The sequence below is a fragment of the Massilia sp. CT11-108 genome (assembly GCF_047302915.1).
GTDB classification, from domain to species: Bacteria; Pseudomonadota; Gammaproteobacteria; order Burkholderiales; family Burkholderiaceae_D; genus Telluria; species Telluria orientalis.
The window spans coordinates 1-22,174 of the sequence record NZ_JBKYMO010000002.1 but is presented as its reverse complement, the minus strand read 5'-3'; the positions used below and the strand labels follow the sequence as shown (position 1 = coordinate 22,174).

Annotated in this window: 24 protein-coding genes; 2 read left to right on the top strand and 22 right to left on the bottom strand. The window is 63.4% G+C overall.

All coding sequences use genetic code 11. From position 1 onward, the window contains the following. From ACEN88_RS00450 to ACEN88_RS00385, 14 genes are all read right to left on the bottom strand, one after another. Window positions 1–456, bottom strand: a complete 456-nt coding sequence (locus ACEN88_RS00450; RefSeq protein ID WP_413336879.1) for a hypothetical protein — start codon at window positions 454–456, stop codon at window positions 1–3. Next, the gene (locus ACEN88_RS00445; RefSeq protein ID WP_413336878.1) at window positions 453–1,022 is read right to left on the bottom strand and encodes an aspartyl/asparaginyl beta-hydroxylase domain-containing protein; all 570 of its coding nucleotides are present in this window, start codon (window positions 1,020–1,022) and stop codon (window positions 453–455) included. Before ACEN88_RS00445 ends, ACEN88_RS00450 begins: the two co-directional genes overlap by 4 nt. Window positions 1,023–1,192: 170 nt before the next feature. Continuing rightward, window positions 1,193–1,477, bottom strand: a complete 285-nt coding sequence (locus ACEN88_RS00440) for a hypothetical protein (RefSeq protein ID WP_413336877.1) — start codon at window positions 1,475–1,477, stop codon at window positions 1,193–1,195. Window positions 1,478–1,561: 84 nt separating this feature from the next. Continuing rightward, entirely contained in the window at window positions 1,562–1,852 is a 291-nt protein-coding gene (locus ACEN88_RS00435) for a hypothetical protein (protein WP_413336876.1), read from the bottom strand. Between the two features lie 221 nt (window positions 1,853–2,073). Then, a complete protein-coding gene (locus ACEN88_RS00430) occupies window positions 2,074–2,313 on the bottom strand; it encodes a hypothetical protein (RefSeq protein ID WP_413336875.1) in 240 nt (79 codons plus the stop codon). Then, complete coding sequence (locus tag ACEN88_RS00425) at window positions 2,300–3,226, bottom strand: toprim domain-containing protein (RefSeq protein WP_413336874.1); 927 nt, start codon at window positions 3,224–3,226, stop codon at window positions 2,300–2,302. The genes ACEN88_RS00430 and ACEN88_RS00425 overlap by 14 nt, the downstream gene beginning before the upstream one ends. Continuing rightward, window positions 3,213–4,865 carry a DEAD/DEAH box helicase gene (locus tag ACEN88_RS00420; RefSeq protein WP_413336873.1) on the bottom strand — a complete coding sequence of 551 codons (1,653 nt, stop codon included), beginning with the start codon at window positions 4,863–4,865 and terminating at the stop codon, window positions 3,213–3,215. The genes ACEN88_RS00425 and ACEN88_RS00420 overlap by 14 nt, the downstream gene beginning before the upstream one ends. A 3-nt stretch (window positions 4,866–4,868) precedes the next feature. Further along, window positions 4,869–5,177, bottom strand: a complete 309-nt coding sequence (locus ACEN88_RS00415; protein WP_413336872.1) for a hypothetical protein — start codon at window positions 5,175–5,177, stop codon at window positions 4,869–4,871. Further along, complete coding sequence (locus ACEN88_RS00410) at window positions 5,174–5,611, bottom strand: hypothetical protein (RefSeq protein ID WP_413336871.1); 438 nt, start codon at window positions 5,609–5,611, stop codon at window positions 5,174–5,176. Before ACEN88_RS00410 ends, ACEN88_RS00415 begins: the two co-directional genes overlap by 4 nt. 316 nt (window positions 5,612–5,927) lie before the next feature. Continuing rightward, window positions 5,928–6,668 (bottom strand): hypothetical protein, encoded by a 741-nt coding sequence (locus ACEN88_RS00405; protein ID WP_413336870.1) that lies wholly within the window; start codon window positions 6,666–6,668, stop codon window positions 5,928–5,930. A 126-nt stretch (window positions 6,669–6,794) separates the two neighbouring features. After that, entirely contained in the window at window positions 6,795–8,141 is a 1,347-nt protein-coding gene (locus tag ACEN88_RS00400) for a tyrosine-type recombinase/integrase (protein ID WP_413336869.1), read from the bottom strand. A gap of 282 nt (window positions 8,142–8,423) precedes the next feature. Then, window positions 8,424–9,044, bottom strand: coding sequence for a DVUA0089 family protein (locus tag ACEN88_RS00395; RefSeq protein ID WP_413336868.1), 621 nt, complete (start codon window positions 9,042–9,044; stop codon window positions 8,424–8,426). Window positions 9,045–9,151: 107 nt separating this feature from the next. Next, a complete protein-coding gene (gene rtcA / locus ACEN88_RS00390) occupies window positions 9,152–10,180 on the bottom strand; it encodes an RNA 3'-terminal phosphate cyclase (protein WP_413336867.1) in 1,029 nt (342 codons plus the stop codon). Between the two features lie 24 nt (window positions 10,181–10,204). Further along, the gene (locus ACEN88_RS00385) at window positions 10,205–11,440 is read right to left on the bottom strand and encodes an RtcB family protein (RefSeq protein ID WP_413336866.1); all 1,236 of its coding nucleotides are present in this window, start codon (window positions 11,438–11,440) and stop codon (window positions 10,205–10,207) included. A 186-nt stretch (window positions 11,441–11,626) separates the two neighbouring features. Here ACEN88_RS00385 and rtcR point away from each other — a divergent pair, with 186 nt between their 5' ends. Together rtcR and ACEN88_RS00375 are read left to right on the top strand one after the other, a co-directional pair. Next, entirely contained in the window at window positions 11,627–13,228 is a 1,602-nt protein-coding gene (rtcR, locus tag ACEN88_RS00380) for an RNA repair transcriptional activator RtcR (RefSeq protein WP_413336865.1), read from the top strand. Between the two features lie 126 nt (window positions 13,229–13,354). After that, the gene (locus ACEN88_RS00375) at window positions 13,355–14,119 is read left to right on the top strand and encodes a GIN domain-containing protein (protein WP_413336864.1); all 765 of its coding nucleotides are present in this window, start codon (window positions 13,355–13,357) and stop codon (window positions 14,117–14,119) included. 1 nt (window position 14,120) lies between these two features. Here the strand turns inward: ACEN88_RS00375 and ACEN88_RS00370 are convergent, their stop codons facing one another. From ACEN88_RS00370 to ACEN88_RS00335, 8 genes are all read right to left on the bottom strand, one after another. Next, window positions 14,121–14,444, bottom strand: a complete 324-nt coding sequence (locus tag ACEN88_RS00370) for a BON domain-containing protein (RefSeq protein WP_413336863.1) — start codon at window positions 14,442–14,444, stop codon at window positions 14,121–14,123. 91 nt (window positions 14,445–14,535) lie between these two features. Continuing rightward, window positions 14,536–15,630, bottom strand: a complete 1,095-nt coding sequence (locus ACEN88_RS00365; protein ID WP_413336862.1) for a LytR C-terminal domain-containing protein — start codon at window positions 15,628–15,630, stop codon at window positions 14,536–14,538. 16 nt (window positions 15,631–15,646) lie between these two features. Continuing rightward, the gene (locus ACEN88_RS00360) at window positions 15,647–16,588 is read right to left on the bottom strand and encodes a type II secretion system F family protein (RefSeq protein WP_413336861.1); all 942 of its coding nucleotides are present in this window, start codon (window positions 16,586–16,588) and stop codon (window positions 15,647–15,649) included. 10 nt (window positions 16,589–16,598) lie between these two features. Beyond that, window positions 16,599–17,576: a type II secretion system F family protein gene (locus ACEN88_RS00355; protein WP_413336860.1), complete on the bottom strand. Its 978-nt coding sequence runs from the start codon at window positions 17,574–17,576 to the stop codon at window positions 16,599–16,601. 24 nt (window positions 17,577–17,600) lie between these two features. Then, the gene (locus tag ACEN88_RS00350; RefSeq protein WP_413336859.1) at window positions 17,601–18,944 is read right to left on the bottom strand and encodes a CpaF family protein; all 1,344 of its coding nucleotides are present in this window, start codon (window positions 18,942–18,944) and stop codon (window positions 17,601–17,603) included. A gap of 19 nt (window positions 18,945–18,963) precedes the next feature. Further along, the gene (locus ACEN88_RS00345) at window positions 18,964–20,136 is read right to left on the bottom strand and encodes an AAA family ATPase (RefSeq protein ID WP_413336858.1); all 1,173 of its coding nucleotides are present in this window, start codon (window positions 20,134–20,136) and stop codon (window positions 18,964–18,966) included. Between the two features lie 57 nt (window positions 20,137–20,193). Further along, window positions 20,194–20,472: a hypothetical protein gene (locus ACEN88_RS00340; protein WP_413336857.1), complete on the bottom strand. Its 279-nt coding sequence runs from the start codon at window positions 20,470–20,472 to the stop codon at window positions 20,194–20,196. Between the two features lie 9 nt (window positions 20,473–20,481). Continuing rightward, window positions 20,482–22,035: a type II and III secretion system protein family protein gene (locus ACEN88_RS00335; protein ID WP_413336856.1), complete on the bottom strand. Its 1,554-nt coding sequence runs from the start codon at window positions 22,033–22,035 to the stop codon at window positions 20,482–20,484. Between the last annotated feature and the right edge of the window lie 139 nt (window positions 22,036–22,174).

Genomic DNA, 22,174 nt, shown 5'->3' with positions numbered 1-22,174 from the left:
TTATTCTCCCAGCCATTTGCTGAAATACGTTTCGACAGGCGCCGCACCGATGCGCTTGAACAGCGCGCTGGCGTCAGCGTGAATTTTTGAACCCATGAACCACCGCTGCACACCACGGCGCCGGAGCTCCGCCTCGACGAAGCGGAACATGCGCACGCCCGCACTACCCGCGCGCTTGTCCTGGCGGACGTAGAAGATGTCCATCGTGCAGGTCAGGCAAGTGCTGTAGTGCAGCCCTGGCGCGATGAAGCCGATGAAGTAACCCACCATCTCGCCAGCGTCGCGGAGGGTGACGAAGATCAGGCCGCCGGCCCGCTCGCGCTCGATGTAGACGTGGTACTGAGGCTGCAGCGGCACCTTGTCCTGGTTCAGGGCCAACTCGCGGTAGTGCAGCGGCAGCAGCGTCTGCAGCTCGGCCAGCTGCTGCTCAAATGACTCGACGTGGCAAGTGATCATTTGGAAGTCCTGATATCGACGATCATGTGGATGCGGTCCCCGGCGCTGTTGTTGATCACCTCGTGCTCCTGTGCGTTGTCGAACCACCAGACCTCTCCAGGCGCCATGTAGGTGGTCTCCTCGCCGGCGCGGAAGTAGACTCCCGGCTGGCTCTGCAGGACGACGTGGAAGCGGCTGTAGTAGTCGGTGTGGGACTTGGTGTCGACGTGTGGGTAAATCACGCCGCCCGGGGCGATCTTGTTGATCATGACCCGGCCCAGGCGCTCGCCGCCGACCCGCGTCATCAACGACATCACGATCGGGCGAGCTTCGGTCAGAAGCTTGTATGCTGGGTAGTCGACGTTTTCGTGCTGGTCGTAGGTGCTCAGGTGGTTTTGCAGCTCCTCCTCAGTCTCGTGCACGGACTTGACGGGGAAGCGCAGCATGATCGACTCGATCTGCTTGAACGGGCCTTGCGGGTAATCGCGGAGGTAGGTGTCCTCTTTCCAGAGGTCCGAGCGGCGACGGATCGCCAACAGAAGGGGGGTGACGTCGACGCCTTGCGCGAGCAGGAGGAAATTACGCATCACATTCTCCCGAGTTAGAAGGGGGTTTGTGAGCCGCTGGGCGCTCGAAACTCAGCTATAGCAAGTAGGTGCCACTAGGCCTCATTATAGTTCTTTCCTATCGTAAACTTACATTCAATAGTTAGACTTAATCGTAATGATGAACTTGAAAATCATTCGATCTGAATCTATCAATCGTCGAGGTCGAAGATGGTTGGATCTGGTCGGCCCGTCTTCGCGCACCAGGTCCGGAGCGTCATGAAGCCGTTCTCCTTGGCCTGCACAAAGCCGGCAGCACACGCTACTGTCAGATTGCGCCAGTAGCGGTCCCACAGATCGCGGTCTTCGATTAGTTGCATTCTGACGCCCTCAATCTCTTCCGGGGACCATCCATACCGAAAGGCCAGACGGTCCAGCCTCCTTGTGCGCGCGCGCGTGCGCAAAATGGTCTCAGTGGCCTTGGGTGGTGCGGTCATCCATCATTTCCTTCTACCTCGCGCGCATGCGCGTACTGGTCCGAGACCCCTTTCCCATTCATCTCCGTCGCGCACGCGCCCGGTTTAGGCCCTTCCTGGGCCTTTTCTCGCCTCACGCGCGCGAAATGGTCTCAGCCACCTGGCAAGCAGTCCTGGCCGAGTAGCTACAGCACCGTTTTGCCGGTGCTGCAGGGTCACCGCAATCAAGGTCATGGCGATCTTCGATTCGACCGACATCAGGTGCCATATCCCCTCCAGGTCATGGAGTAGGACCGTGGCCAGGGCCTCGGGGTCGAATCGAGGCAAAGGGTTGGTCCTGGCGGTCACAAGGATGCTTTCCATCAGGATCTGGATCTCTTCTCGGGCGGTGCTCATGTTGCTCCTTCAGGTTGTTGTCGTCCCCGCAAACCCGGGAACGGTGGTGCGCTCACGCGCAAAATGGCCTCGGGAGGCGCCGTCATTCACTATCCCTTCCTCGCGCGCGCCCGCGATGCGTCTCGAAAATGCGTTCCGCAATCTCAGGTTTTTTCAGGAGGCAGATACCTTCGTCTCCTCGCGCACGCACGCGATGTCCGACATAAATACCCTCTTGAATGTCAGGTTTTGTCAGGAGGCGCGCCCTGCAGCTGCCGCCACTGCTCCACCCGCATGAAGTTGTTTTCCAGGGTCTGCGCATACCCGGCGCGGTGCGCGGCCGCGAGCTGGGACCAGTACCGGCACATCTCTGCAGGGTTTGCCCTGGTCTGCGCCTTTGCGTCCTCGACGTCCTCTGTGCTCCAGCCGTACAGGTTCGCGATGTAGGCGAAGTCGCGAAGGAAGCGTTTAGACACCAGCATCAGCCCAGTCCTTACCCGTTTGCCCAGGAATTTGGATCTCAACGGCGAGGCCTTTCTGCGCTAACCGGCGTGCTAACCCGTACGTGGCGGCCTGTCCGGTGAAGCTTTCGTCGTTGTCGCCGGCTATCAGGACCCGCTCGACGCCGGCCGGCGGGTCCCACGCTTCCAGCAGCACAGCATTGGTGGCTGCCCATACCGGCACGCCGAAGCGAATAGAGGCCGCCAGAGCCGTTTCGATGCCCTCGGCCACACCGAGAGTCGTCCCGACCTCGCCAAGCCTCACAGCGCCCGTATTTAGCGGCTTGCCGGCCATGATCTTCTTCGGCTTCGGCACCGGTGCCTTCTGCCCGTCGTCCGTCAGGTAGGTCCGGTGGATCGATGCGCCGGCGCCGTCCGGATACTGAATCTTGGCCAGCATCGCCGGGAAGCGGCCCAAGTCGCGGCCCTCCTCGTCGGTGTACCTCAACCGGGGATGGAACCTGAGCCCGGCCGGCACCTGCTCGAGGCCGAGACGTCCGTTCAGGTATCGCCACACCGGATCGCCATGGACGACCTCTCGGGTTTCGGCCCACACACGCTGCAGCACCTTCACCTTGTCATGCTCCGCGCGTGTCGGCACGATCGCCCCCGCAGGGACCGTCCCGACGATGCGGTCGACGTGCTTGGCCGTCTCCTGGAACGTCCATCCGAACACGATCTGCAACAGCTGGAAGCCATCCCCCGACCCACAGCGCGAACAGAACCAAGTGCCGCGACCGTCCTTGTCATCGAAGCGATACCGGTCTTTCCCTGTGCAGGCGGGGCAGGGGCCATGCTTGTTACGAAGGTAAGCCGGATCGACGCCGAGGGCTTGCAGGATGCCCGGCCAGCGTCCGATCGCCACTTCTGCCGTCTTTGGTCTAAGCGCCTGCATGGCGGGCCTCCTTTCCCTTCGCCGCCTTGATCTGCAGGTGCCTCAGGAAGCCCCTCACCTCGTCGGTCGGCGCCGCCGGAACGTTTTGCATCTCGCGCGGCCAAACGCCGAAATAGTCTCGGTACCGGTGAGCGACCCAACCCGGCTGCCGACCCTTTTCCTGTGCCACGCCCAGCAACTGGGAGTAGAACTCCTGCTTGTCCATCTTCTTCGCCTTGGACTTCTTCTTGAGCGGCACCAGGTCGCCGGCGCGGACGTCGACGTTTGCCTTGCGCTCGGGGGCAAAGCCACATACGGGGCATTTGTGGACCGTCTTGACGTAGCTGCAGGATGGGCAGGCCTTCGGCAACGGCTTTTCCTTCTCCTGAGCCTCGCCTTTCGCTTCCCTGGGCGTGCCGTCGTCCAGCTCGAGGGGAAACTCGTCAGTCGGAAACCCGAGGCGAACCACGGAACCGGAGTGGTCGAGCATCAACGCGCGGTCCTTGCTCGCGTGCGGGCGCAGCACCCGGCCGGCCATCTGGATGTAGCGGATGAGGGAGCGAGTCGGCCGGGCCAGGATCAGCGTGCGGCATGCCGGGAAGTCCCACCCCTCGGCGAGAATGCCCACGTTCGAGATCACCATCGTCTCACCGGTCTCTACGCGAGCCAGGATGGCGCGACGCTCCTCCTCGTCGGTATAGCAGTCGATATGCTCGGCGCTGACGCCGGCAGCATGGAAACGCTCGACGATGTGCTTGCTGTGCGCGATGTTCGCCGCGAAGCAGACAGTCGGGGTCCCGCGCGCCAGGCGCAGCCAGTGCGTCACGATGTCGCCCACCAGCTCCGGCTTGTTCACGGCGCGGCCGACGTCGGCGTCGGTGTAGTCCAGATCCCCGAACGCGTTGCGTGCCTGCTTGATGCCGGCCATATCCGGCTCGCTCGGCGCGTACACGTCACAGTCCACCAGGTAGCCACCTTCGATCAGTTCCGGGATCGTCGCGGCAACCGTCATGTGCTCGAAAAGCGGGCCGCCCAGCTCGTCGTAATGCTTGCCTAAGCCTTTGGCGTATGGAGTCGCCGACAGACCCACAACCGGGACTCCCCTCGCCGCTGCCAGCACGCCGCGGTACTCACTGGAGCCGGCGACAGTATGGGCCTCGTCGATGATGATCAGGTCGACGTCGGGCAAGCCTCGGCGCGCCACGGTCTGGATGCTGGCCACCAGCACGCTTTCGTACACGCGGGTGGTGTTCTCGCCCTGGATGATGCCGTGGCCGATTCCTGCTTTCGTGAACCGGCGTGAAGTCTGCTCGACCAGGTGAACCCGGTTGCACAGGAAGGCCACGCGCTTACGCTTCGCCATAGCGCCACGTACCAGGGCCATGCCGATCTCAGTCTTGCCACTGCCGGTCGGGCTGCAGAGCATCTCGCGCAGCACGCCCCCGGCCAGGGATAGGCGGAGGTTTTGGACGGCTGCGGACTGATACGGGCGTAGGGTCAGCAACGGGGAAGCCGCACCGCCTTGGCTGGGCTGGTTTTTCGCCGTTAACTCTCCTCTTCTCTTCTGAGTTGCAACTAAGCTGCTAGCGCACTCTTCTGAGGTGCTCGTCAGTGGATAGCGCGGCGCTAGCACATTGCTAGCAATTGACGTGTTGTCCATGTGCTATCCCTTCGCAAGCTTGACGCTAGCGGCGCCCTGCGCGATCAGAAAGCCATGCTCAATCAGGACACTGAGATCCAGCCCGGTGATCGACAGCTTCCGTTCAAGGAATGGGACGTCGTGCGGCACCGTGCCGTTGTTCTGGCTAGCGTATAGCCACAGCAGCATGAGATGGCCCTTGGAGACGTCAGGCAGGGCACAGAAAGCGTAATCGTCGAGGATGGCCCTGTGCAGCTTGATCCAGGGCGGATTACGCTTGCCGTAGTGCTGGAACGTGTTCCAGTTCTTGATGGCGAGGAGCTGGGTATTCATGCCGGAACCAGCTCAAGTTCCCCTTGCGGGGGTGGCGTGTCCTTGCGCCGGCCCATCAGCACGTAGCGAGCAACGCCTCGATGCAGGAGCCCATCAGGGCCAAGCACGTCCTCCGACAGCGTGTAGATGTCCCATGCGTCCTTGAGTTCTTTAACCCTAGTGGCCAAGCGCATGTAGCCCGCTGCTGTGCCTTCATAGGTGTTGAGCCCGCGTGCGCCGCGAAACTCCAACGCGCGACGCAGGGTTTCACGCTGAGTGGTGCCGGAGGTACCCAGAAGGGCGACGCCGTTACGTGCAAGTTCCTCACACACCGCTGTGATATTCTGTGGGCTGCAGTTGAAGACTGCAGTTTGTTTTGTCGACTTCAGCCCGCCAGCTTGATCGACATGAGCGCCTCCCCTCGTGGAGGCGTTTTTGTTTTGGCGATTAGGCATGAGCGCCTCCGTTCAGGAGGGCTGCGATTTGGTTTGCAGGCCAAGCTAGGCGCCCATGCACACGAACTGGACGAATCGGGCCGTTTTCATTGCAAGCCCACATGCGTAAGGTCTGAGGCTTGCGATTCAAGGCTACTGCCGCTTCAGCAGTGGTTAGCGTTTCAGGAACGCTTGCAAGTTTGGGGGAGGTTGCGCGGGTTACGATCATTTCGTATCACCTATCTTTGTTGAAGGTGATACGGACTTTATGCACGGACATTTCCCGGCGGTGGGAGCCGGGAAAGTAGGAAACTCCCGGGAATGTCTCGGGAAAAAATTAGGGAATGAGTTTCGCGTTCCTCAATGCCGAAAGATGGTTCTGGATGGTCTTAAGCTCTGGCATTTTGTCGGCGCCATCGAGAAATTGGCTCAAGACCCTGAGCACTTGAGTACCGTTTGCCTGCGGGCCGTATCTGGCCTCAACCTTGTCCCAGTGCTCCAGAATCAGGCCTTTAGCCCCTCGTGGCTGACTGGCTAGCGCAGCATTTCGGTTTTCGCGGATCTCCGCGTCACGCGCGGCCGGCTGCTCGCTTGAATGCACGGCGGCCATATCCCTCACCACTTCCGTTTCCTCGTCCTGCTCTTGCTCGTCGTAGGGATAGGAAAGCCGATAGGGACTGCCCTCCTTTTCGAGCCACTCGTTCAAGTCCCGAACTTCAACGGTCTGCCGCCCCAACCTCCCCTGTGGCACGTCTTCCTGCTCGAGACGTACCCCGTGCTCCCTGATGACAAGCTTTCCGCGTTGGATAGCTTTCTCCAGCTGCTTGCACAAGGAATCTGCATCGATCTTCCCTGGGTAGGCTTTAGATAGAACTTGCGCTGCTTCCTTGAGTGTGTACTGACCCTGCCCCCACCGGCCTAGTCTTTCATCGACCTCTTCCAAGAAATCAGCAAAGTCCATAGTGACTTCCAGCGTGTTGCAAAGCTGGATTTTGACGAACCGAATGCCGGGCTCCACTTCGGGAGCCTGATGCCAGCGTTCTAGCTCTTGCAGCGGAATCGAATGCTCTTCAACCATGCTCGCGTTCCCTCAAACGCCCCTTAAAAATGGAGGCAGTGCCAGGGTGGTAAGGGAGCCACCTTTTCGCCCGCTAAAGCTAGGCACTGCCAAACCTACAGCCTGTTCAAAAACAGGCAAAGCTATTTACACGGTCTTGACGAGCTGAAGCGACACGGCAGACGGTTTACTTTCAATGCCGGCCTGTTCGAGCATCCAATTCTCGATCTCAACGTGCCAGATCCGGAGGAGATCAAGCGGCCGGCGGATATAGTTCTGCTCGCGGACTCCCTGCGGCGCATGCCCCTGAATCTGCGCTGCGATTCCTGGAGGAGTCTTCACCCATTCGCTCAAGCTGGCAAACGATCGTCGCAACCCATGCAGAGTCAGCGGCGGTAAGCCAGCCACAGCGACAGCTTGATTGTGCGCATAGCGAGGCTCAGCAATATACCCTGACGCCGAACCCGAGCTCGAGAACACGTAGGGATTGTCTTTAAGCCGCGGCAGCGAGGCCATGAGAGCCGCGACATACGGCGTCAGCGGCACCATTCTGAAATCCTCGACCTTGTCGGATAGCTTGATACTGTTCCATTGGAAGTTCACGTCGTCCCATTTCAACGCGGCCAGCTCTTCCCGGCGCGCTCCGATCAGCAGCAGTATCTGGAGATAGGCCGAGATAACGGGATTGCCGATCTGACGTACAGCCGAAAACCATGCCTGCAACATCTCACGCTGAAGCACGTCGTTGCGCACTTTTGGTTTGCCCAAGCTCTCCCGCGTGCGGGCACTTTTCGTGGGATTGCCCGTGACCATGCTGGAATAGGTCTTGTGTTCGCCACACCAGTTCATGCAGGCCTTTAGAAGACGCCAGGCGAGCCGCGCGCTGGATGGGCGATGTTTTGCCTCTTCCTTTGCCCATTGCTCAATGCGATCAGTCGTGAGGTCGACAAGCCGGACGCTTGCCAATGAGGACAATGGCCCAGGCTGTGTCAGCTTCGAACCGCGTTTAACCGGCTGGCCTCCTTCCTGCATCATCTGCTTGTGAGCACGCACATGGTGATCAGACCAACCGCCGGTTCGTGTCGCCATTCGATCAGCAACGTAGTCAGGCCAGATGTCGCCCAACGTGACTGCGTCGCGAACAGCCGCCGCCGCGGTCGCCTCTTCGGTCCTGACGCGCTCTAGCTCAGCTGCCTCTTCTGCAGCAATCTGATCTGCAAGTATCTTCCGTGGATCGATGCCACTGTCAGTCTGCGCCTTGTAGACTGTAGCTTTGGCCTGTGCCTGAGAGATGGACCAGGTACGCACGTCTCCGATCGTGATTCGGAGCGTCTTACCGTTGAGTGTAGTTTCAAAGATGTAGGACTTGGCGCCCTTGGCGGTGACCCTGAGGCCCAGACCGGGAGTCTTGCCGTCCCAATAAATACTCTGCTGACGCCCTTCAACGCACTTGAAGGCCTCGACTCGGGCACTCGTAAAGTTGTCCCATCTCATCGAGGCTCCCTTCATGTAGTGGCTATGTAGGGAATTTTAGCATACATAGATCAACACAATTCCACACAGAAAACCGAGCTATATGCATTAAGCACATGATTCACAAAGGATTTCCCTCTAACGATCAACTACGATCAACAACTCGAAATGGCTCAGTTCGGTGATTTGTAATCATCAGGTGGCGGGTTCGAGTCCTGCAGCCGGCACCAAGATTCAGCGGTAAAAACAAAGGGTTACGCGCTCACGCACGTAACCCTTTTGTGTTTGGGCGTTCAGGGAAGCTTACGAACGCTTGCGGCGCAGCAGCCCGAGAACACCGATACCCAGCAGCGCCAGCGACGCCGGCTCCGGCACGCCCGCCGGCGGCGTCACGGCAGCCGTGTCGACGTTCAGGATATCGAATGCCCAGTGCCCATCGCGCTTGTCGCCGGCCGAGTCGACGAAGCCGTTGCGGAAGTTCTCATTGGCCACGCCATCGCGCGCGAAGCCATCGGCCAAGTTCGATCCGGCGGCGAAGTTGTTGAACTGCTGGACCGTCACCGTGTAGGTCCCGGCCGCCAGCGCACTCTTGTAGTTCACGTCATAGCAGCGGCCCGTCATGAGATCGGCGGCGACGTCGCCGCAGTCCGCATCATCCTGCTCGTAAAGCTTGGCACCCGTACCGTCGAATAGCGACAGGATCGGGTCAAAGCCGCCACGGGCGATCGTATCGCCGTGCGCATTCACACCGCCGGCGTACGACCAGCTGCGCAGGGTCACGGTCGACGTGCCGCTCACCGTGAACGTAAAGCGTTGCACGTCGTTGTCATGGCTGAACGCCCCTGTAAAGGACAGGTTGGTTGCCTGTGCGGCAGTCGTCGCAGCGGCCAGCGCCACCATGCCGGCGAAAGTTCTCAATTTCATTTTGCTTCCCAGGTCAGTAGACACCGAAAAAGGCAGCAAAAGCTGTGCCACATAAAAATGCAATTGATTTACATAAGGAATTTATTTTATGCCCAGAGAATGTAAAGTTATCCGACATCATTGCGCATTACCGTACAGCGGTCGACACCATCAAGCCGATCGAACGTGAACCGCACAGGCAGGAACGTCTCGATCACCTGTGCGTTGGTACGCGCATGCATCGACACCTCGTCCAGCGTAAAACCCCCTCCGCCGGCCAGAGCGAGCGGAAGCATCATCTGGTCGGCAAGATATTCCGCGAATGCCGCGTGCGACATCAGGTACTTGCGCGCGCGCTGCACGACCTGGCGCGCCACCTGTTCGGACGTGACGGACTTTTCGCCGAACGCCGTGAACGCCTCCGTCGCGTGTTCGTAGTCGAGGGTCAGCATCAAGGCATTGCCCGGACCCTGATCGGCCGGCAGGGCGCGTATCAGTAGCTGGTCCTCGCCCCAGTTCATGGCCCTGCCGATGCATTCCAGTTCGCGCTGCCCGACCCGTCCCGGAATGCCGGCCACGAACGCCTCGGCGTACGCGGCACGGCGCTCGCCGCGCGTCATCCACATGTGCGGCCGGAGCAGCGCGCATGGCTCCACGCGGGCGACGACGATGCCGCCGCCGGCCGGATAAAACCCGAAACGCTCCAGGTGGATGTCGATGCGGGCGCCCATCTCGGCCAGGCGCGGGCACCAGGCGCGCTGCAGGAATTGCACGGGCGGCGCCATGGGGTTGTGCGTCCCGCCCGCGAGCCGCAAGGTCGACGGTGTATTCGCCTTCAGCAGGGCCGGCAACACGGTCTGCAGCACCAGCGTGCAGCTCCCGGCCGTGCCGATGGCGAATTCATAGTCGCCGCCGGTGATCGGCCCCGGCACGAACGTCAGGTCCTGGCTGCCGAGTGCGGCGCCCGTCGCGTCGCCCCCGCACACCTGCAAGGCCGCCTGCACGGCCACGAGGTGCTGGCGCATCAGGCCGGGCCTGGCGCGGTTCGCGCGGATGTTCCGGATGCGGAAGGACCGCCCCGTGATCATGGCGAGCGTCAGCGCGCTGCGCAGGATTTGGCCGCCGCCCTCGCCGGCCGCGCCATCCAGTTCGATCATGCCATGTCCTTTCATCCTCTCATTTCATCCCTTGACGCAGACGATCTGCTTCAGGGTATGCACAACCTCGACGAGGTCGCTCTGTGCTTCCATTACGGCGTCGATGTCCTTGTAGGCCATCGGGATCTCGTCGATCACGCCGGCATCCTTGCGGCATTCGACGCCCTCGGTGGCGCGTACCTGGTCGTCGACCGAATAGCGGCGCTTGGCCTCGGTACGGCTCATGGTACGGCCGGCGCCGTGGCTGCAGCTGTGGAAGCTCTCCGGGTTGCCCTTGCCGCGCACGATGTAGCTCTTGGCGCCCATCGATCCCGGAATGATACCCAGCTCGCCCTCGCGCGCCGACACGGCGCCCTTGCGCGTGACCAGCACGTCCATGCCGAAGTGATGTTCCTTCTGCACGTAGTTGTGGTGGCAGTTCACCGCTTCCACGTGCGTCTCGAACGGCTTCCTGATGACCGTGCGTACGGCCGCGATCAGGTTCTGCATCATCACTTCGCGGTTCATGCGTGCGAACTTCTGCGCCCAGCCGACCGCTTCGACGTAGTCGTCGTAGTGTTGTGTGCCTTCCTTCAGATAGGCCAGGTCCTGGTCGGGCAGGTTCGCCAGGTGCGTGCGCATGTCCTGCTTGGCGACTTCGATGAAGTGCGAGCCGATCGCATTGCCGACGCCACGCGAGCCGGAGTGCAGCATGAACCACACGAAGCCCTGCTCGTCCAGGCAGATCTCGATGAAGTGGTTACCGGTGCCAAGTGTCCCCAGGTGCTTGTAGTTGTTCGTGTTCTTCAGCTTCGGCGTCTTCTGGCAGATGACGTCGAACTCGTCCTTCAGCGCCATCCACGCCTGGTCGACGGCCTGCGGCGGGGTGTCCCACGATCCTTTGTCGCGTCCCTTGAATCCACGCGTCTTCGGCGACATCCCGTGCGGCACCGAGCGCTCGATGGCGCTGCGCAGCGAGCCCAGGTTGTCGGGCAGGTCGTTCGCGCTCAAGGTCGTCTTGGCGGCCATCATGCCGCAGCCGATATCGACGCCGACGGCGGCCGGGATCACGGCGCCAAGCGTCGGGATCACGCTGCCGATCGTCGAGCCCTTGCCCAGGTGGACGTCGGGCATCGCCGCCATGTGCTTGTAGATGAACGGCATGCGCGCCGTGTTGGCCAGCTGTTGTTTGGCACCTTCCTCGACCGGGACGCCGCGCGTCCACATCTTGACCGGACGGCCGCCGTCCACGTTCAGGACATCGTAGTGTTCGGATTTCATCGTTGCTCTCCCCATGTGTGTCTCGTTGCTCTACCCCTTCCATTGCAAACGGCGTGCCACCTCCTCGTCGCGTCCTGAAGATGGCGCCAAGCCGCTGATTATCCAGAACATTTATTGTCGGCCCGTCGCTGCGGCAGGGCCGGATTTTCATGATAAATTTATCCTGATTTATAAAAGTTTATATTCATGAAAAAGAAGAACACCGTGGTCATCGGCTTCATCGGCACCCAGCTCGACAACGGCAAGGGCAGCGCGCGCTGGGAGAAATGGCGGCCGACCGTCGCGTTGACGCAGCATGAGGATGTGGTCATCGACCGCCTGGAACTGCTGTACAACGGCGAGCCGACTCCGCTGCTCGACCAGGTCATGCAGGACATCGGCACCGTATCGCCGGAAACCAGCATCGTGCCGCGCCGGGTGGATATCGACGATCCCTGGGATTTCGAGCAGGTCTACGGCGCCCTGTTCGACTTCGCGCGCGCCTATCCATTCGAGCCCGACCGGGAGGAATACTGGGTCCACATCACGACCGGCACGCACGTGGTCCAGATCTGCATGTTCCTGATGACCGAAGCGCGCTATTTCCCGGGTTGCCTGCTGCAGACGTCGCCACCGCGCCGGCATGCGCCCGGTGCGCCCGGCACGCTGGCGCTGATCGACCTCGACCTGTCGAAATATGACCAGATCGCCCGGCGCTTCTCGCGGGAACAGCAGGATGCCGTGGCGTTCCTGAAATCCGGCATCGCCACCCGCAACGTGCGCTTCAACACGATGATCGACGAGATCGAGCGCGTGGCGATCAAGTCGCGCGCACCGATCCTGTTGATGGGGCCCACCGGCGCCGGCAAATCATTCCTCGCGCGTCGCCTGTACGAGCTCAAGAAGACGCGCCGCCGAGCGGCTGGACGCTTCGTCGAGATCAATTGCGCGACGCTGCATGGCGACGGCGCGGGTTCGACGCTGTTCGGCCACGTCAAGGGCGCTTTCACGGGCGCGATGTCGGAGCGCAGCGGTCTGCTGCGCACGGCCGACAAGGGTGTGCTGTTCCTGGACGAGATCGGCGAACTGGGTCTCGATGAACAGGCCATGCTGCTCAAGGCGATCGAGGAGAAGCGTTTTCTGCCGGTCGGCGGCGACCACGAGGTGCACAGCGACTTCCAGCTGATCGCCGGCACCAATCGCGACCTGGGCCGCGAGGTCGCCCATGGCCGCTTCCGTGAAGACCTGTTTGCCAGGATTAATCTGTGGACGTATGAATTGCCGGGCCTCGTCGAGCGCGGCGAAGACATCGAACCGAACATCGAGTACCTGTTGCGCGAATTCGGCGCCGAACATGGGCAGATGGTCCGCTTCAACAAAGAGGCCCGCGACCGCTACATGCGGTTTGCGATGTCGCAGGAAGCGCGCTGGACGGGGAACTTCCGCGACCTCTCCGCGTCGATCACCCGCATGGCAACGCTGGCCGAGTCCGGCCGGATCAACGACGCCATCGTCGAGGACGAAATCAAGCGCTTGCGGCAGCTCTGGCGGCCCTTCCGCGACGTCGCCCAGGCAGCGACCGATCTCGACGCGCTGCTGGGCACGGACGCGGCGGCGCAGCTCGACCAGTTCGACGCACTGCAACTGCAGGCCGTGGTGGGGATCTGCCGCCAGTCGCAGTCGCTGTCGGACGCGGGCCGCAAGCTGTTCGCCGTCTCGCGCACGGCCAAGCGCCAGCCGAACGATGCTGACCGTCTCAAGAAGTATCTGGCGCGCTTCGGCCTGTCCTGGGACGACGTGCATGCTTGAGGGCAGCATGGCGCGGCGATTTCACGGCCTGTACCGCCAATGCTGCGTTCTGTCGCAATCGACAGGTTGCCTACGAGGTGTTTGCCTATAGTGATTCCATCAGACCACTATTTGGAGACCCCGAACATGAACAACCTGATCAAGAGCGCCTTCCTCGCCACGACCCTGGCCCTGAGCGCGCATGCCCTGGCCGACGACCTCGTCCGCGAAAACCGCACCGTGGATGCGAACGTATCGAAGGTACGCCTGGGCGGCGTGATCCGCCTGAACCTGCACCAGGGACCGACGCCGTCGCTCGTGGTGTCCGGCGAACGCCGTTATGTGACGAAGGTAACGACCACGCAGCGCGGCGACACGCTCGTGATCGACATGGAAAACAATACCCGTTTCGAAGGCAACAGCAAGAACGAGTTGCGCGCCGATCTTACCGTGCCGAACCTGCGTGAATTCGTGTCGCAGGGCGCTGGATCGAGCGAGGTCTCCGGCTTCAGCGGCGACAAGCTGAAGCTCGCACTGGACGGCGCCGGCGCCGTGCGCTTCACGGGACAATATCGCGACGTCGACGCGCGCCTGGGCGGCGTCGGCGGTCTCACGCTGAATCCCGGCCAGGCCGACCGCATCGAATTGCACCTGGGCGGCGCCGGCCATATCACCGTGGCCGGCCAGACCAAGGTCTTGCGCGCGCAACTGGGCGGCGTCGGCGGTCTCGACGCTCAACAATTACGCGCAGAAACCGTCGACCTGGATATGACCGGCCTCGGTGGCGCCAGCGTGTACGCGAAAACGGCGGCCAACGTCAATCTAAGCGGCATGGGCTCGGCCACCGTCTACGGCAAGCCGGCCACGCGCAACGCGACGACGAATGGTTTCGGCAAGGTGAGCTGGCAATAAGTCAGCGGATGACCGTGTCGTTCTTGACAGCCTTCACGCCGTTCACGCCACGCGCGATTTCCACGGCTTTCTGGGCGGATTCGCGCGAATCGACGAAGCCGCTCAGCTGCACCGTGCCCTTGAACGTTTCCACCTGCACCTGGGTCGCTTTGACGGTCGGATCGGCGGCAAACGCCGCTTTCACCTTGCCGGTGATCACGGAATCGTCGATGTATTCGCCCGTGCCTTCGCGGGTCGGCGTCGGCGCGCAGGCTGCGAGCGACACCAGCAGCGAGGTTGCGAGAACTGACTGGGCAATGGCGGACTGAAAACGAGTGAGCTTCATGGCGATTCTCCCGAGTTATCAAGAATTTTATTATTCCGAATTTCGGTGGAGTCTGTCGCCCGCTACTGTTGTGAAAACGGCACTGTCACGTTCAGGGGGTATCGGCCCGGCCAGCCTGCGCCATCAGCGGACCCGTCGGCGGTCTTGCGACGATGCGCTGCAGCGGCAAATCGTGGCCGATGACGAGGCGCACGTCGGCGTGCCCTGCCAGGCCGACCTCGACCGGCTCGCCCGTGCCGACATGCCGGGCCAGGCGTTCCGCCGCCATCCGGAACGCCGGCTGGTACTCGACGCGCGTCTGGCGCACGTCGAATCGTTTTTCATTGGTCAGGCGCACCACTTTCAGTCCCGGATCGCTCAGTTGGCGCGATACGAGCCGCGCGAGGCCCTGGCGGCCGTTGCCGTTACTGATCTCGAGCCTGGCGACCGCTTCCGGCGCGAGCGGCTGGGCGGCCGCGCCATCGACGGGCGCGCTGTGCAGCGCGGCGGCGTTTGCCGGCGTGCGGCGTAATTCGAGGATGCCGTCGTCCCTGCGGATCACTTCGACGGACGCCCATGCGTCGTCGTCGGGGCGTCGGTCGGTCCGGACCGCCTGCTCGATGGCCGGCAGGCGCGTGCCGCCGTTCGCCGTCGCATAATCGGCGCGGAAGTCGTGTTCGCGCAAGGCTTCGGCCTGGCGCAGCATCTGCTGGCCGCGCTCTTCCTGGCCCACCTTGAGCAGCGTCTCGCCCAGGTATTGCCAGGCGCGGTGGTTGAGCGGATCGAGCAGGCAGGCTTTTTCGAGCGCGACCTGGGCCGCGTCGAGGTCGCCGCTGAGCAGGTAGGCATAGCCCAGGTTGGAAAACAGGAAAGCGGATGCGGGACCGGATGCCATGGTGACGTCACGGGTCAGATCGCGCCAGATCGGGATCGCGCGCGCGAAATCGCGCTGCTCGGCGTAGGCGATCGCCAGCCCGTTGCGCGCATTGACGTGCCTGGCGTCGACGCGCAGTGCGGCCTGGTAGGCGGTGATCGCGTCGCCGTAGCGGCGCGCGAGGTACAGGTTGCGGCCTTGCAGATAACTGTCGTCCGCCGCCGGGGATGCGGGCGGGCCGGCGTACGGCTGCGGCGGTGGACTGCTGCAGGCCAGCAGCAGCACGCCGCTGCACAACAATGGCAGGTTGTAGAGACGGGTACGGGCGCGCATGACAATCTCCGTTCGTTCAGTTGGAATGACCGAGGGCGCTGCCGAAGAGCTTGGTAATCTGGATGCCGGCAGGCCCCAGCAGTACCACCAACAGGGTCGGGAAGATGCAGAAGATGAGGGGAAACAACAGTTTCAGCCCGATCTTGGCGGCCGCCTCTTCCGCCACGATGCGGCGCTTGCCGCGCAGCGTTTCCGAATACACCCGCAAGGCGTCGCCGATGCTGGTGCCGAAGCGCTCGGACTGGATCAGCATGGCGACGAGCGAGTCGACGTCGTCCAGCCCCACGCGCAGCGCGAAATTGCGCAACGCTTTTTCCTTGCTGAAGCCGGCGCGCATCTCCATCAGCACCAGTTGCAATTCCTGGCCCAGCGTGACGCTCTTGATGTGGATCTCGGCGGCGACCTTGACAAACGCGCGCTCGAGGCTCAGGCCCGCCTCCACGCACACGGTGAGCAGGTCGAGCGCGTCGGGAATGTTCTCGAAGATGTCGCGCTTGCGGCGCTTGATGACGCGGTCGAGGATCGTGTTCGGCAGGTAGTAGCCGCACGTCGCCGCGAGCAGCAGCAGGAACAGTATGCCGAGCTCGGCGATGGTGGCGGGCACGAACGCCAGTACGATGCCGACCAGCGCGGGCAGGCCCAGCGCGAGGGCCGTCTTCGATGCGAAGTACAGCGTCGGCGCCGCCGGGTTGCGCCAGCCGGCGTTCATGAAGCGCGTGCGCAGCGCCGACTTTTCCCAGCCCTCCTCCGGCACCGACAGTTTGGTGAGCGGCTTGGCGGCGCGCGCCACGCGTTCGATCCAGCCGCTGCGTTCCGTCTGGTCCTCGTTCGCACGGCCCATGAAGCTCGCCAGCCGGGCACGCAGTGCGGCGGGCGCGAACAGCACCGCCGCAAGCCACGCGAGGCAGCAGACGACCACGAAGACGATCAACAGGAACAGCAACTGCGCGCGAGTCATCGATGTCTCCTCAGATGTGGATGCGGATCACCTTCTTCAGCCAGATCACGCCGATGATGATCATGACCAGCGCCGTCCAAAGCATGTTCACGCCCAGCGGATCGGTCCACAGCACCTTGACGTACGTGGGATTCACCAGTACCAGCATGCCTCCCACGGCAAACGGCAGCAGCCCGAGGATCCAGGCCGACATGCGCCCTTCGGCCGACAGCACGCGGACCTGCGCCGCCAGCCGCAGCCGGCCACGGATGATGTGGCCGATGTTGCTGAGGATCTCGGCCAGGTTGCCGCCGGTCTCGCGCTGGATCAGGATGGCGATGACGAGGTAACGCAGGTCGGTCAGCGGAATGCGCGCCGCCATGTTGTGCAACGCTTCGCCCAGCGGCACGCCGTAGTTGATTTCCTCGCGCGCGATGCGGAACTCGCCGCTGAGCGGTTCCGGCAATTCGTTGCCGACGATTTGCAGCACGTTTGAAAACGAGTGCCCCGCACGCAGCGCGCGCGCGATGAAGTCGGCGGCGTCGGGCAGTTGCTCCTCGATGCGCACGAGGCGGCGCATGCGCGCGCGCCGCACCAGCAGCAGCGGCACGTGGACGCACAGCAGGACGATCGCGAGGCGCACCGGCAGCGGCATCGGCCACTGCATCACGAGGTAGGTGGCCGCCAGCATCGTCGCGACGGAGCACAGCAGGAAGCGCTCGACCGACCACGCGATGCCGGACTGCACCAGGAGCCTGTCGAGGCGGTGCGCGAAGCGGAAGCGCTGCAGCAGGCGGTCGACGAGATCGTGCCGGCCGAAGCGGCGCGACTTCAGGATCGAGATGCGTTCGGCGCTGCGGCCCTGGTTCCCCGACATCAGCTGCAGCCGGCGTGCGATCCGCTGGGCGCTGGCGCCATGCGTGCTCACCCACCATAGATAGACGCCTTCGATGCCGAGGATGACGGCGGCGAACAGGAAGACGATGAATCCGTAGAAGAGGATGTCCATGCGTGACTTTCGCGGCGATGCGGTTCAGGTGAACACGCGGTCGGGATCGAAGGTGTCCTCGGGCACCGCGGCGCCGAACATGCGCAGCCGGTCGGCGAAGCGCGGCCGCACGCCGGTGGCGCAAAAATGCCCCTGCACCTTGCCGTCGGCGTCGATGCCCGTCTGCTCGAAGCGGAAGATTTCCTGCATCGAGATGATGTCGCCTTCCATGCCGGTGATTTCCTGCATGCTGACGACCTTGCGCGTGCCGTCGGCCAGGCGCGAGGCCTGCAGGATCACGGTGATGGCGGAAGCGATCTGCTGGCGGATGGCGCGCGGCGTCAGGCTCACGCCGGCCATGCCGACCATGTTTTCCAGGCGCGCCAGGGCGTCGCGCGGCGTGTTCGCGTGGATGGTCGCGAGCGAGCCTTCGTGGCCCGTGTTCATGGCCTGCAGCATGTCCAGCGCTTCCGGTCCGCGCACCTCGCCCAGGATGATGCGGTCCGGGCGCATGCGCAACGAGTTGCGCACGAGCGCGCGCTGCGTCACTTCGCCCTTCCCTTCGATGTTGGGGGGGCGCGTCTCGAGGCGCACGACGTGCGGCTGGCGCAGCTGGAGTTCGGCCGCATCCTCGATCGTCACGATGCGCTCGTTGCCCGGAATGAAGCCGGAGATGAGGTTCAGCATCGTCGTCTTGCCGCTGCCGGTGCCGCCCGAGATCAGGATGTTCACCTTGGCGAGGCCGAGGCTCTCGAGCACCTTGATCATCGGCGGCGTGACGCTTTTATAGTCGAGCAGGTTCTGTACCGTGAGCGGCGTCGCGCCGAAGCGCCGGATCGACACCAGCGGCCCGTCGACCGCGAGCGGCGGGATGATCGCGTTGACGCGCGAACCGTCCGGAAGGCGCGCGTCGACCATCGGACTCGATTCGTCCACGCGCCGGCCGACGCGCGAGACGATCTTCTCGATGATCTTCATGAGGTGCGCGTTGTCGTGGAACGCCACGTCGGTCAGCTCCAGGCGGCCGCGCCGTTCGACGTACACCTTGTCGTAGGTGTTGACGAGGATGTCCGAGATGGTCGGATCGTTCAGCAGCGGTTCGAGCGGGCCGAAGCCGAGCATCTCGTGCTGGATGTCGAGCACCAGGTGGTGGCGCTCCTGCTGGTTCAGCACGATGCGCTCTTCCTCGATGATGCGCTGGACCAGCAGCGCCAGCTCGTGCTTGAACTGCTCGCTCGTCAGGCGCTTCAGGCGCTCCAGGTCGATCCGGTCGAGGATCATCTGGTGCATCGTTTTCTTCAGTTCCGCATAGGCTTGTAGCGCCGCAGCCGCAACGGGCTGATGCTGGCGCTCCTCGTCCGTCACGGACAGGCGTTCGCGCAGGGACATGGACGGCTCCTTGAAAAGATCAATCGTCTTCGCCGCGCCCGAACAGGCGGTCGAACAGACCCTTCGCCTCGGGAATGCGACGTGCGGTCACCACTTCGACCAGGTCGGCCAGGCTGCGCGCGGCGGCGCTGCCGCGCGACAGCTGCAGCACCGGAATGCCCTGGTTGACGGAGTCGGTGACGGCGATGTAATCGTTGGGGACGGTGTGCAGCACTTCTGCGCCCAGCGCCGCGTGCAGGTCCGCCAGGCGCAGCTTGCCGCCCTTTTCGTAGCGGTTGACGATCAGGCGGATGTGGTCCGTCAGATAGCCGAGCGAGCGGAAGATGTCGAGCAGGCGCCGGGCGTCGCGGATGTCCGGCAGGGCCAGCTGCAGCACCGGGTAGATCGCGTCGGTGCTGTCGAGAGCGCGCAGCGACACCGCATCGATCTGGCGCCCGACGTCGAGCAGGATGTAGTCGTAATGCTGGCGTGCGACGCGCAGGATCGTGTCGATGTGTTCCGGTTTCGCCTCGGTCGTCTGGCCCGGGTCGTCGGCGGCCGCCAGCACGCCGAAGCCAGGCGCCACGTGGACGAGGCACGATTCCAGGAACGGCCCGTCGATGCGCGCGATCTGCTGGCACACGTCGGACAGCGTCATGGCCGGTCTCTGGTCCGACACGTACAGCGTGGCGTCGCCGAACTGGCGATGCAGGTCGATCAGCAGCACCTTCTTGTCCGCCAGCGTGGCCAGCGCATAACCGAAATTGGTGGAGATGAAGGTGGCGCCGCTGCCGCCCTTGCAGGCGATGAAGGCGAGTATCTTCCCGTCGCGCGTCGCGGCCACGCCGGCGCTGGCTGCAATGCGGTCGATCGCCTCATGCAGCGCGCGGTGCACCAGCGGCAGTTGCAGCACTTCGCGCACGCCGGCGCGCATGGCGCGGATCAGGAGGTCGGGGTGATGATTGTCGGTCAGCAGCATGAAATGCGCTGCCGAGTAGTGGCGGGTCAGGCGTTCCAGCAGGTCGCCGTCGGCGGCATCCGCATCGCTGATATCGACGATGATCAGGCTCGGACCATCAGGCAGCGGACGATCGAGCGCATCGCGCAGGCTGGCGCGGCTGGCGGCGACATGCAGCGGCGGTACGCGTGCGGCACCCTGGGAGGCGATCTCCGCGTAAAGCTGGGTGTCGCGGCTGATCAGAAAGGCTTTCATCGTGGTCCTTGGGACGGCGTTCGGTCAAAATCATGTCATTGAAAAAGCGCGGACGACTCACTTGCTGCCCACCCCGCCGACGACCAGTGCCCTGATCGGTTTCTCCGGTTCCTTGAACGAATTCTCGTAGCGCTCCTGGGCGATGACGGCGGCCTTGCCTTCCATGCCGGCGGCGGGATTCGTATTGGCGGAAGCGGTCGGATCGAGTACCTGCGCCGCCACGTTGGCGCGCACGGCCGTGCCGAAGTGTTCGTTGAAACGCGGGGTCGTGTCGCACCCGTACAGCAGCATGCCCGACAGCGCCGCACATGCGATTCGCTTGCATCCGATGGCCATCGCTCTCTCCTATTTCAGTTCGAAGCCGCCCGCGCTCTGCGCAGGCGGTGCGGCCGGCGCCGGGGTCGACACGGACGCCGTTGGCGTCGCCGGCGCCGGCCCTTCCAGGAAGCCGCCGAGCATCACGCCGGCACGCGACGGTTCCCCCACCTTGTCGGTCGGGAGCGCGTAGCCGTTGCCGGACAAGGGTTTGACGAGGTGCGCGGTGATCACGAACACCAGTTCCGTGCGGTCCTGCTGATAATCCGCACTGCGGAACAGGGCGCCCAGCACGGGCAGTTCGCCCAGCACCGGCAGTCCTTTCAGGTTGGCGACCAGGTTGCTCTTGATCAGGCCACCGATCGCGAAGCTCTGGCCGTCGTACAGCTGGACCGTGGTGGTAGCGCGGCGCGTCGTCACGACCGGCAGGATGGCGGTCCCGTTGAACCCCGTCGCCGACAGGCCGATGCCTTCGCGCGACAGCTCGGACACCTCGGGCGCCACGCGCAGGTTGATGCGTCCGCCGCCCAGTACCGTCGGGGTAAAGCGCAGGCCGACGCCGAATTCCTTCTCTTCCAGCGTTACCCGGTTGTTGTCCTGCGCGACCGGGATATAGAATTTACCGCCCACGAGGAACGTGCCTTCCTGGCCGCTGATCGCCATCACGTTCGGCTCGGCCAGCACGCGCACCAGGCCATCCTGTTTCTCGGCCGCGGCGGAGAAGTTTCGGTCGGCACTCTTGCCCACCGCGAGCGCTCCATGGGCCGTGCCAGTGATGAAATTCGACAGCAGCATGGCGCCCCAACTGCCGGAACTGAAGGTCCACCTGGCGCCGCCTTCCAGGCGGTCGAGCAGGCTCTTCGACACTTCGGCGATCTTGACTTCCAGTTGCACTTGCTGGGGCGCGCGCACGCCCAGCATATTGACCACCCGCGCGGTGGCCGCCGCCGCGCCGCCCTGGTTCTGGCTTTCGCGCTGGTTCTGACTCGCGGCGTCTTCCTTGTCGGGCACCGTCAGTGCGCGCAGCGGACGCCGCACGTAGGCGGAGGCCAGTTCGACGGCGCGTGCCGCGGCACTCGCGTCGCTCACGGTGCCGGTCAGCACCAGCGCATCGGATGCGGCCAGCACCTTGATGTCGTGCTCGTCCGGCATGGCCGTGGCCAGCATCGCCTGCAGGGCCGACGGGTCCATGGCCACGGTGATGTCGAGTACGCTGCACAGGCCGCTCTTGCCCTGGATGATCATGTTGGTCGTGCCGACGTCGACGCCGGCGATGTACAGCGTGTCGGGCGCCACCATCAGCGCCTGCACGACGAGCGGGTTGCCGACGCTCCGGTGCTGGACCGGTTCCGGCAGGCGCATCAGGCTGGACTTGCCGATCTGCAGGGCCAGCTGGGCCGGCTTCGCGGCCTCGCCCTTGCAATTAGGTCCGGCCTCGGCACGCAGCGGCGCGGCGCCGGTCGGGTTGTCTGCGGGCTGGGCTTTCGATTTGCCGGCCGCGGCTGCAGGTCCGGCGGCCGCCAGCGCCAGGCCGGCGACGAACAGGCAGCGAAACAGCGGTGATGGCGTCAAGCATCCGTTCATGGCTTTACCCTGGATGAAGTTCAGAAGCACTCCTGCGACACACGCAGGCCGTTGAGCACGGTGACGCAATCACGCCGCACCGGCGCCGCCACCTTGACCACCACCGGCGCGGGACGAGCCGCGGGTGCCGGTTTGGGCG

Bases quoted from the DNA above. Each gene is read 5' to 3' on its own strand.
- ACEN88_RS00410 (WP_413336871.1), bottom strand. From the start codon at position 5,611: ATGCCTAATCGCCAAAACAAAAACGCCTCCACGAGGGGAGGCGCTCAT.
- ACEN88_RS00425 (WP_413336874.1), bottom strand. From the start codon at position 3,226: ATGCAGGCGCTTAGACCAAAGACGGCAGAAGTGGCGATCGGACGCTGG.
- ACEN88_RS00435 (WP_413336876.1), bottom strand. From the start codon at position 1,852: ATGAGCACCGCCCGAGAAGAGATCCAGATCCTGATGGAAAGCATCCTT.
- ACEN88_RS00340 (WP_413336857.1), bottom strand. From the start codon at position 20,472: ATGGCCATCGGATGCAAGCGAATCGCATGTGCGGCGCTGTCGGGCATG.
- ACEN88_RS00345 (WP_413336858.1), bottom strand. From the start codon at position 20,136: ATGAAAGCCTTTCTGATCAGCCGCGACACCCAGCTTTACGCGGAGATC.
- ACEN88_RS00420 (WP_413336873.1), bottom strand. From the start codon at position 4,865: ATGGACAACACGTCAATTGCTAGCAATGTGCTAGCGCCGCGCTATCCA.
- ACEN88_RS00430 (WP_413336875.1), bottom strand. From the start codon at position 2,313: ATGCTGGTGTCTAAACGCTTCCTTCGCGACTTCGCCTACATCGCGAAC.
- ACEN88_RS00370 (WP_413336863.1), bottom strand. From the start codon at position 14,444: ATGAAGCTCACTCGTTTTCAGTCCGCCATTGCCCAGTCAGTTCTCGCA.
- ACEN88_RS00385 (WP_413336866.1), bottom strand. From the start codon at position 11,440: ATGAAATCCGAACACTACGATGTCCTGAACGTGGACGGCGGCCGTCCG.
- ACEN88_RS00400 (WP_413336869.1), bottom strand. From the start codon at position 8,141: ATGAGATGGGACAACTTTACGAGTGCCCGAGTCGAGGCCTTCAAGTGC.
- rtcR (WP_413336865.1), top strand. From the start codon at position 11,627: ATGAAAAAGAAGAACACCGTGGTCATCGGCTTCATCGGCACCCAGCTC.
- ACEN88_RS00335 (WP_413336856.1), bottom strand. From the start codon at position 22,035: ATGAACGGATGCTTGACGCCATCACCGCTGTTTCGCTGCCTGTTCGTC.
- ACEN88_RS00355 (WP_413336860.1), bottom strand. From the start codon at position 17,576: ATGGACATCCTCTTCTACGGATTCATCGTCTTCCTGTTCGCCGCCGTC.
- ACEN88_RS00405 (WP_413336870.1), bottom strand. From the start codon at position 6,668: ATGGTTGAAGAGCATTCGATTCCGCTGCAAGAGCTAGAACGCTGGCAT.
- ACEN88_RS00395 (WP_413336868.1), bottom strand. From the start codon at position 9,044: ATGAAATTGAGAACTTTCGCCGGCATGGTGGCGCTGGCCGCTGCGACG.
- ACEN88_RS00445 (WP_413336878.1), bottom strand. From the start codon at position 1,022: ATGCGTAATTTCCTCCTGCTCGCGCAAGGCGTCGACGTCACCCCCCTT.
- ACEN88_RS00365 (WP_413336862.1), bottom strand. From the start codon at position 15,630: ATGCGCGCCCGTACCCGTCTCTACAACCTGCCATTGTTGTGCAGCGGC.
- ACEN88_RS00450 (WP_413336879.1), bottom strand. From the start codon at position 456: ATGATCACTTGCCACGTCGAGTCATTTGAGCAGCAGCTGGCCGAGCTG.
- ACEN88_RS00415 (WP_413336872.1), bottom strand. From the start codon at position 5,177: ATGAATACCCAGCTCCTCGCCATCAAGAACTGGAACACGTTCCAGCAC.
- ACEN88_RS00440 (WP_413336877.1), bottom strand. From the start codon at position 1,477: ATGACCGCACCACCCAAGGCCACTGAGACCATTTTGCGCACGCGCGCG.
- ACEN88_RS00375 (WP_413336864.1), top strand. From the start codon at position 13,355: ATGAACAACCTGATCAAGAGCGCCTTCCTCGCCACGACCCTGGCCCTG.
- ACEN88_RS00360 (WP_413336861.1), bottom strand. From the start codon at position 16,588: ATGACTCGCGCGCAGTTGCTGTTCCTGTTGATCGTCTTCGTGGTCGTC.
- rtcA (WP_413336867.1), bottom strand. From the start codon at position 10,180: ATGATCGAACTGGATGGCGCGGCCGGCGAGGGCGGCGGCCAAATCCTG.
- ACEN88_RS00350 (WP_413336859.1), bottom strand. From the start codon at position 18,944: ATGTCCCTGCGCGAACGCCTGTCCGTGACGGACGAGGAGCGCCAGCAT.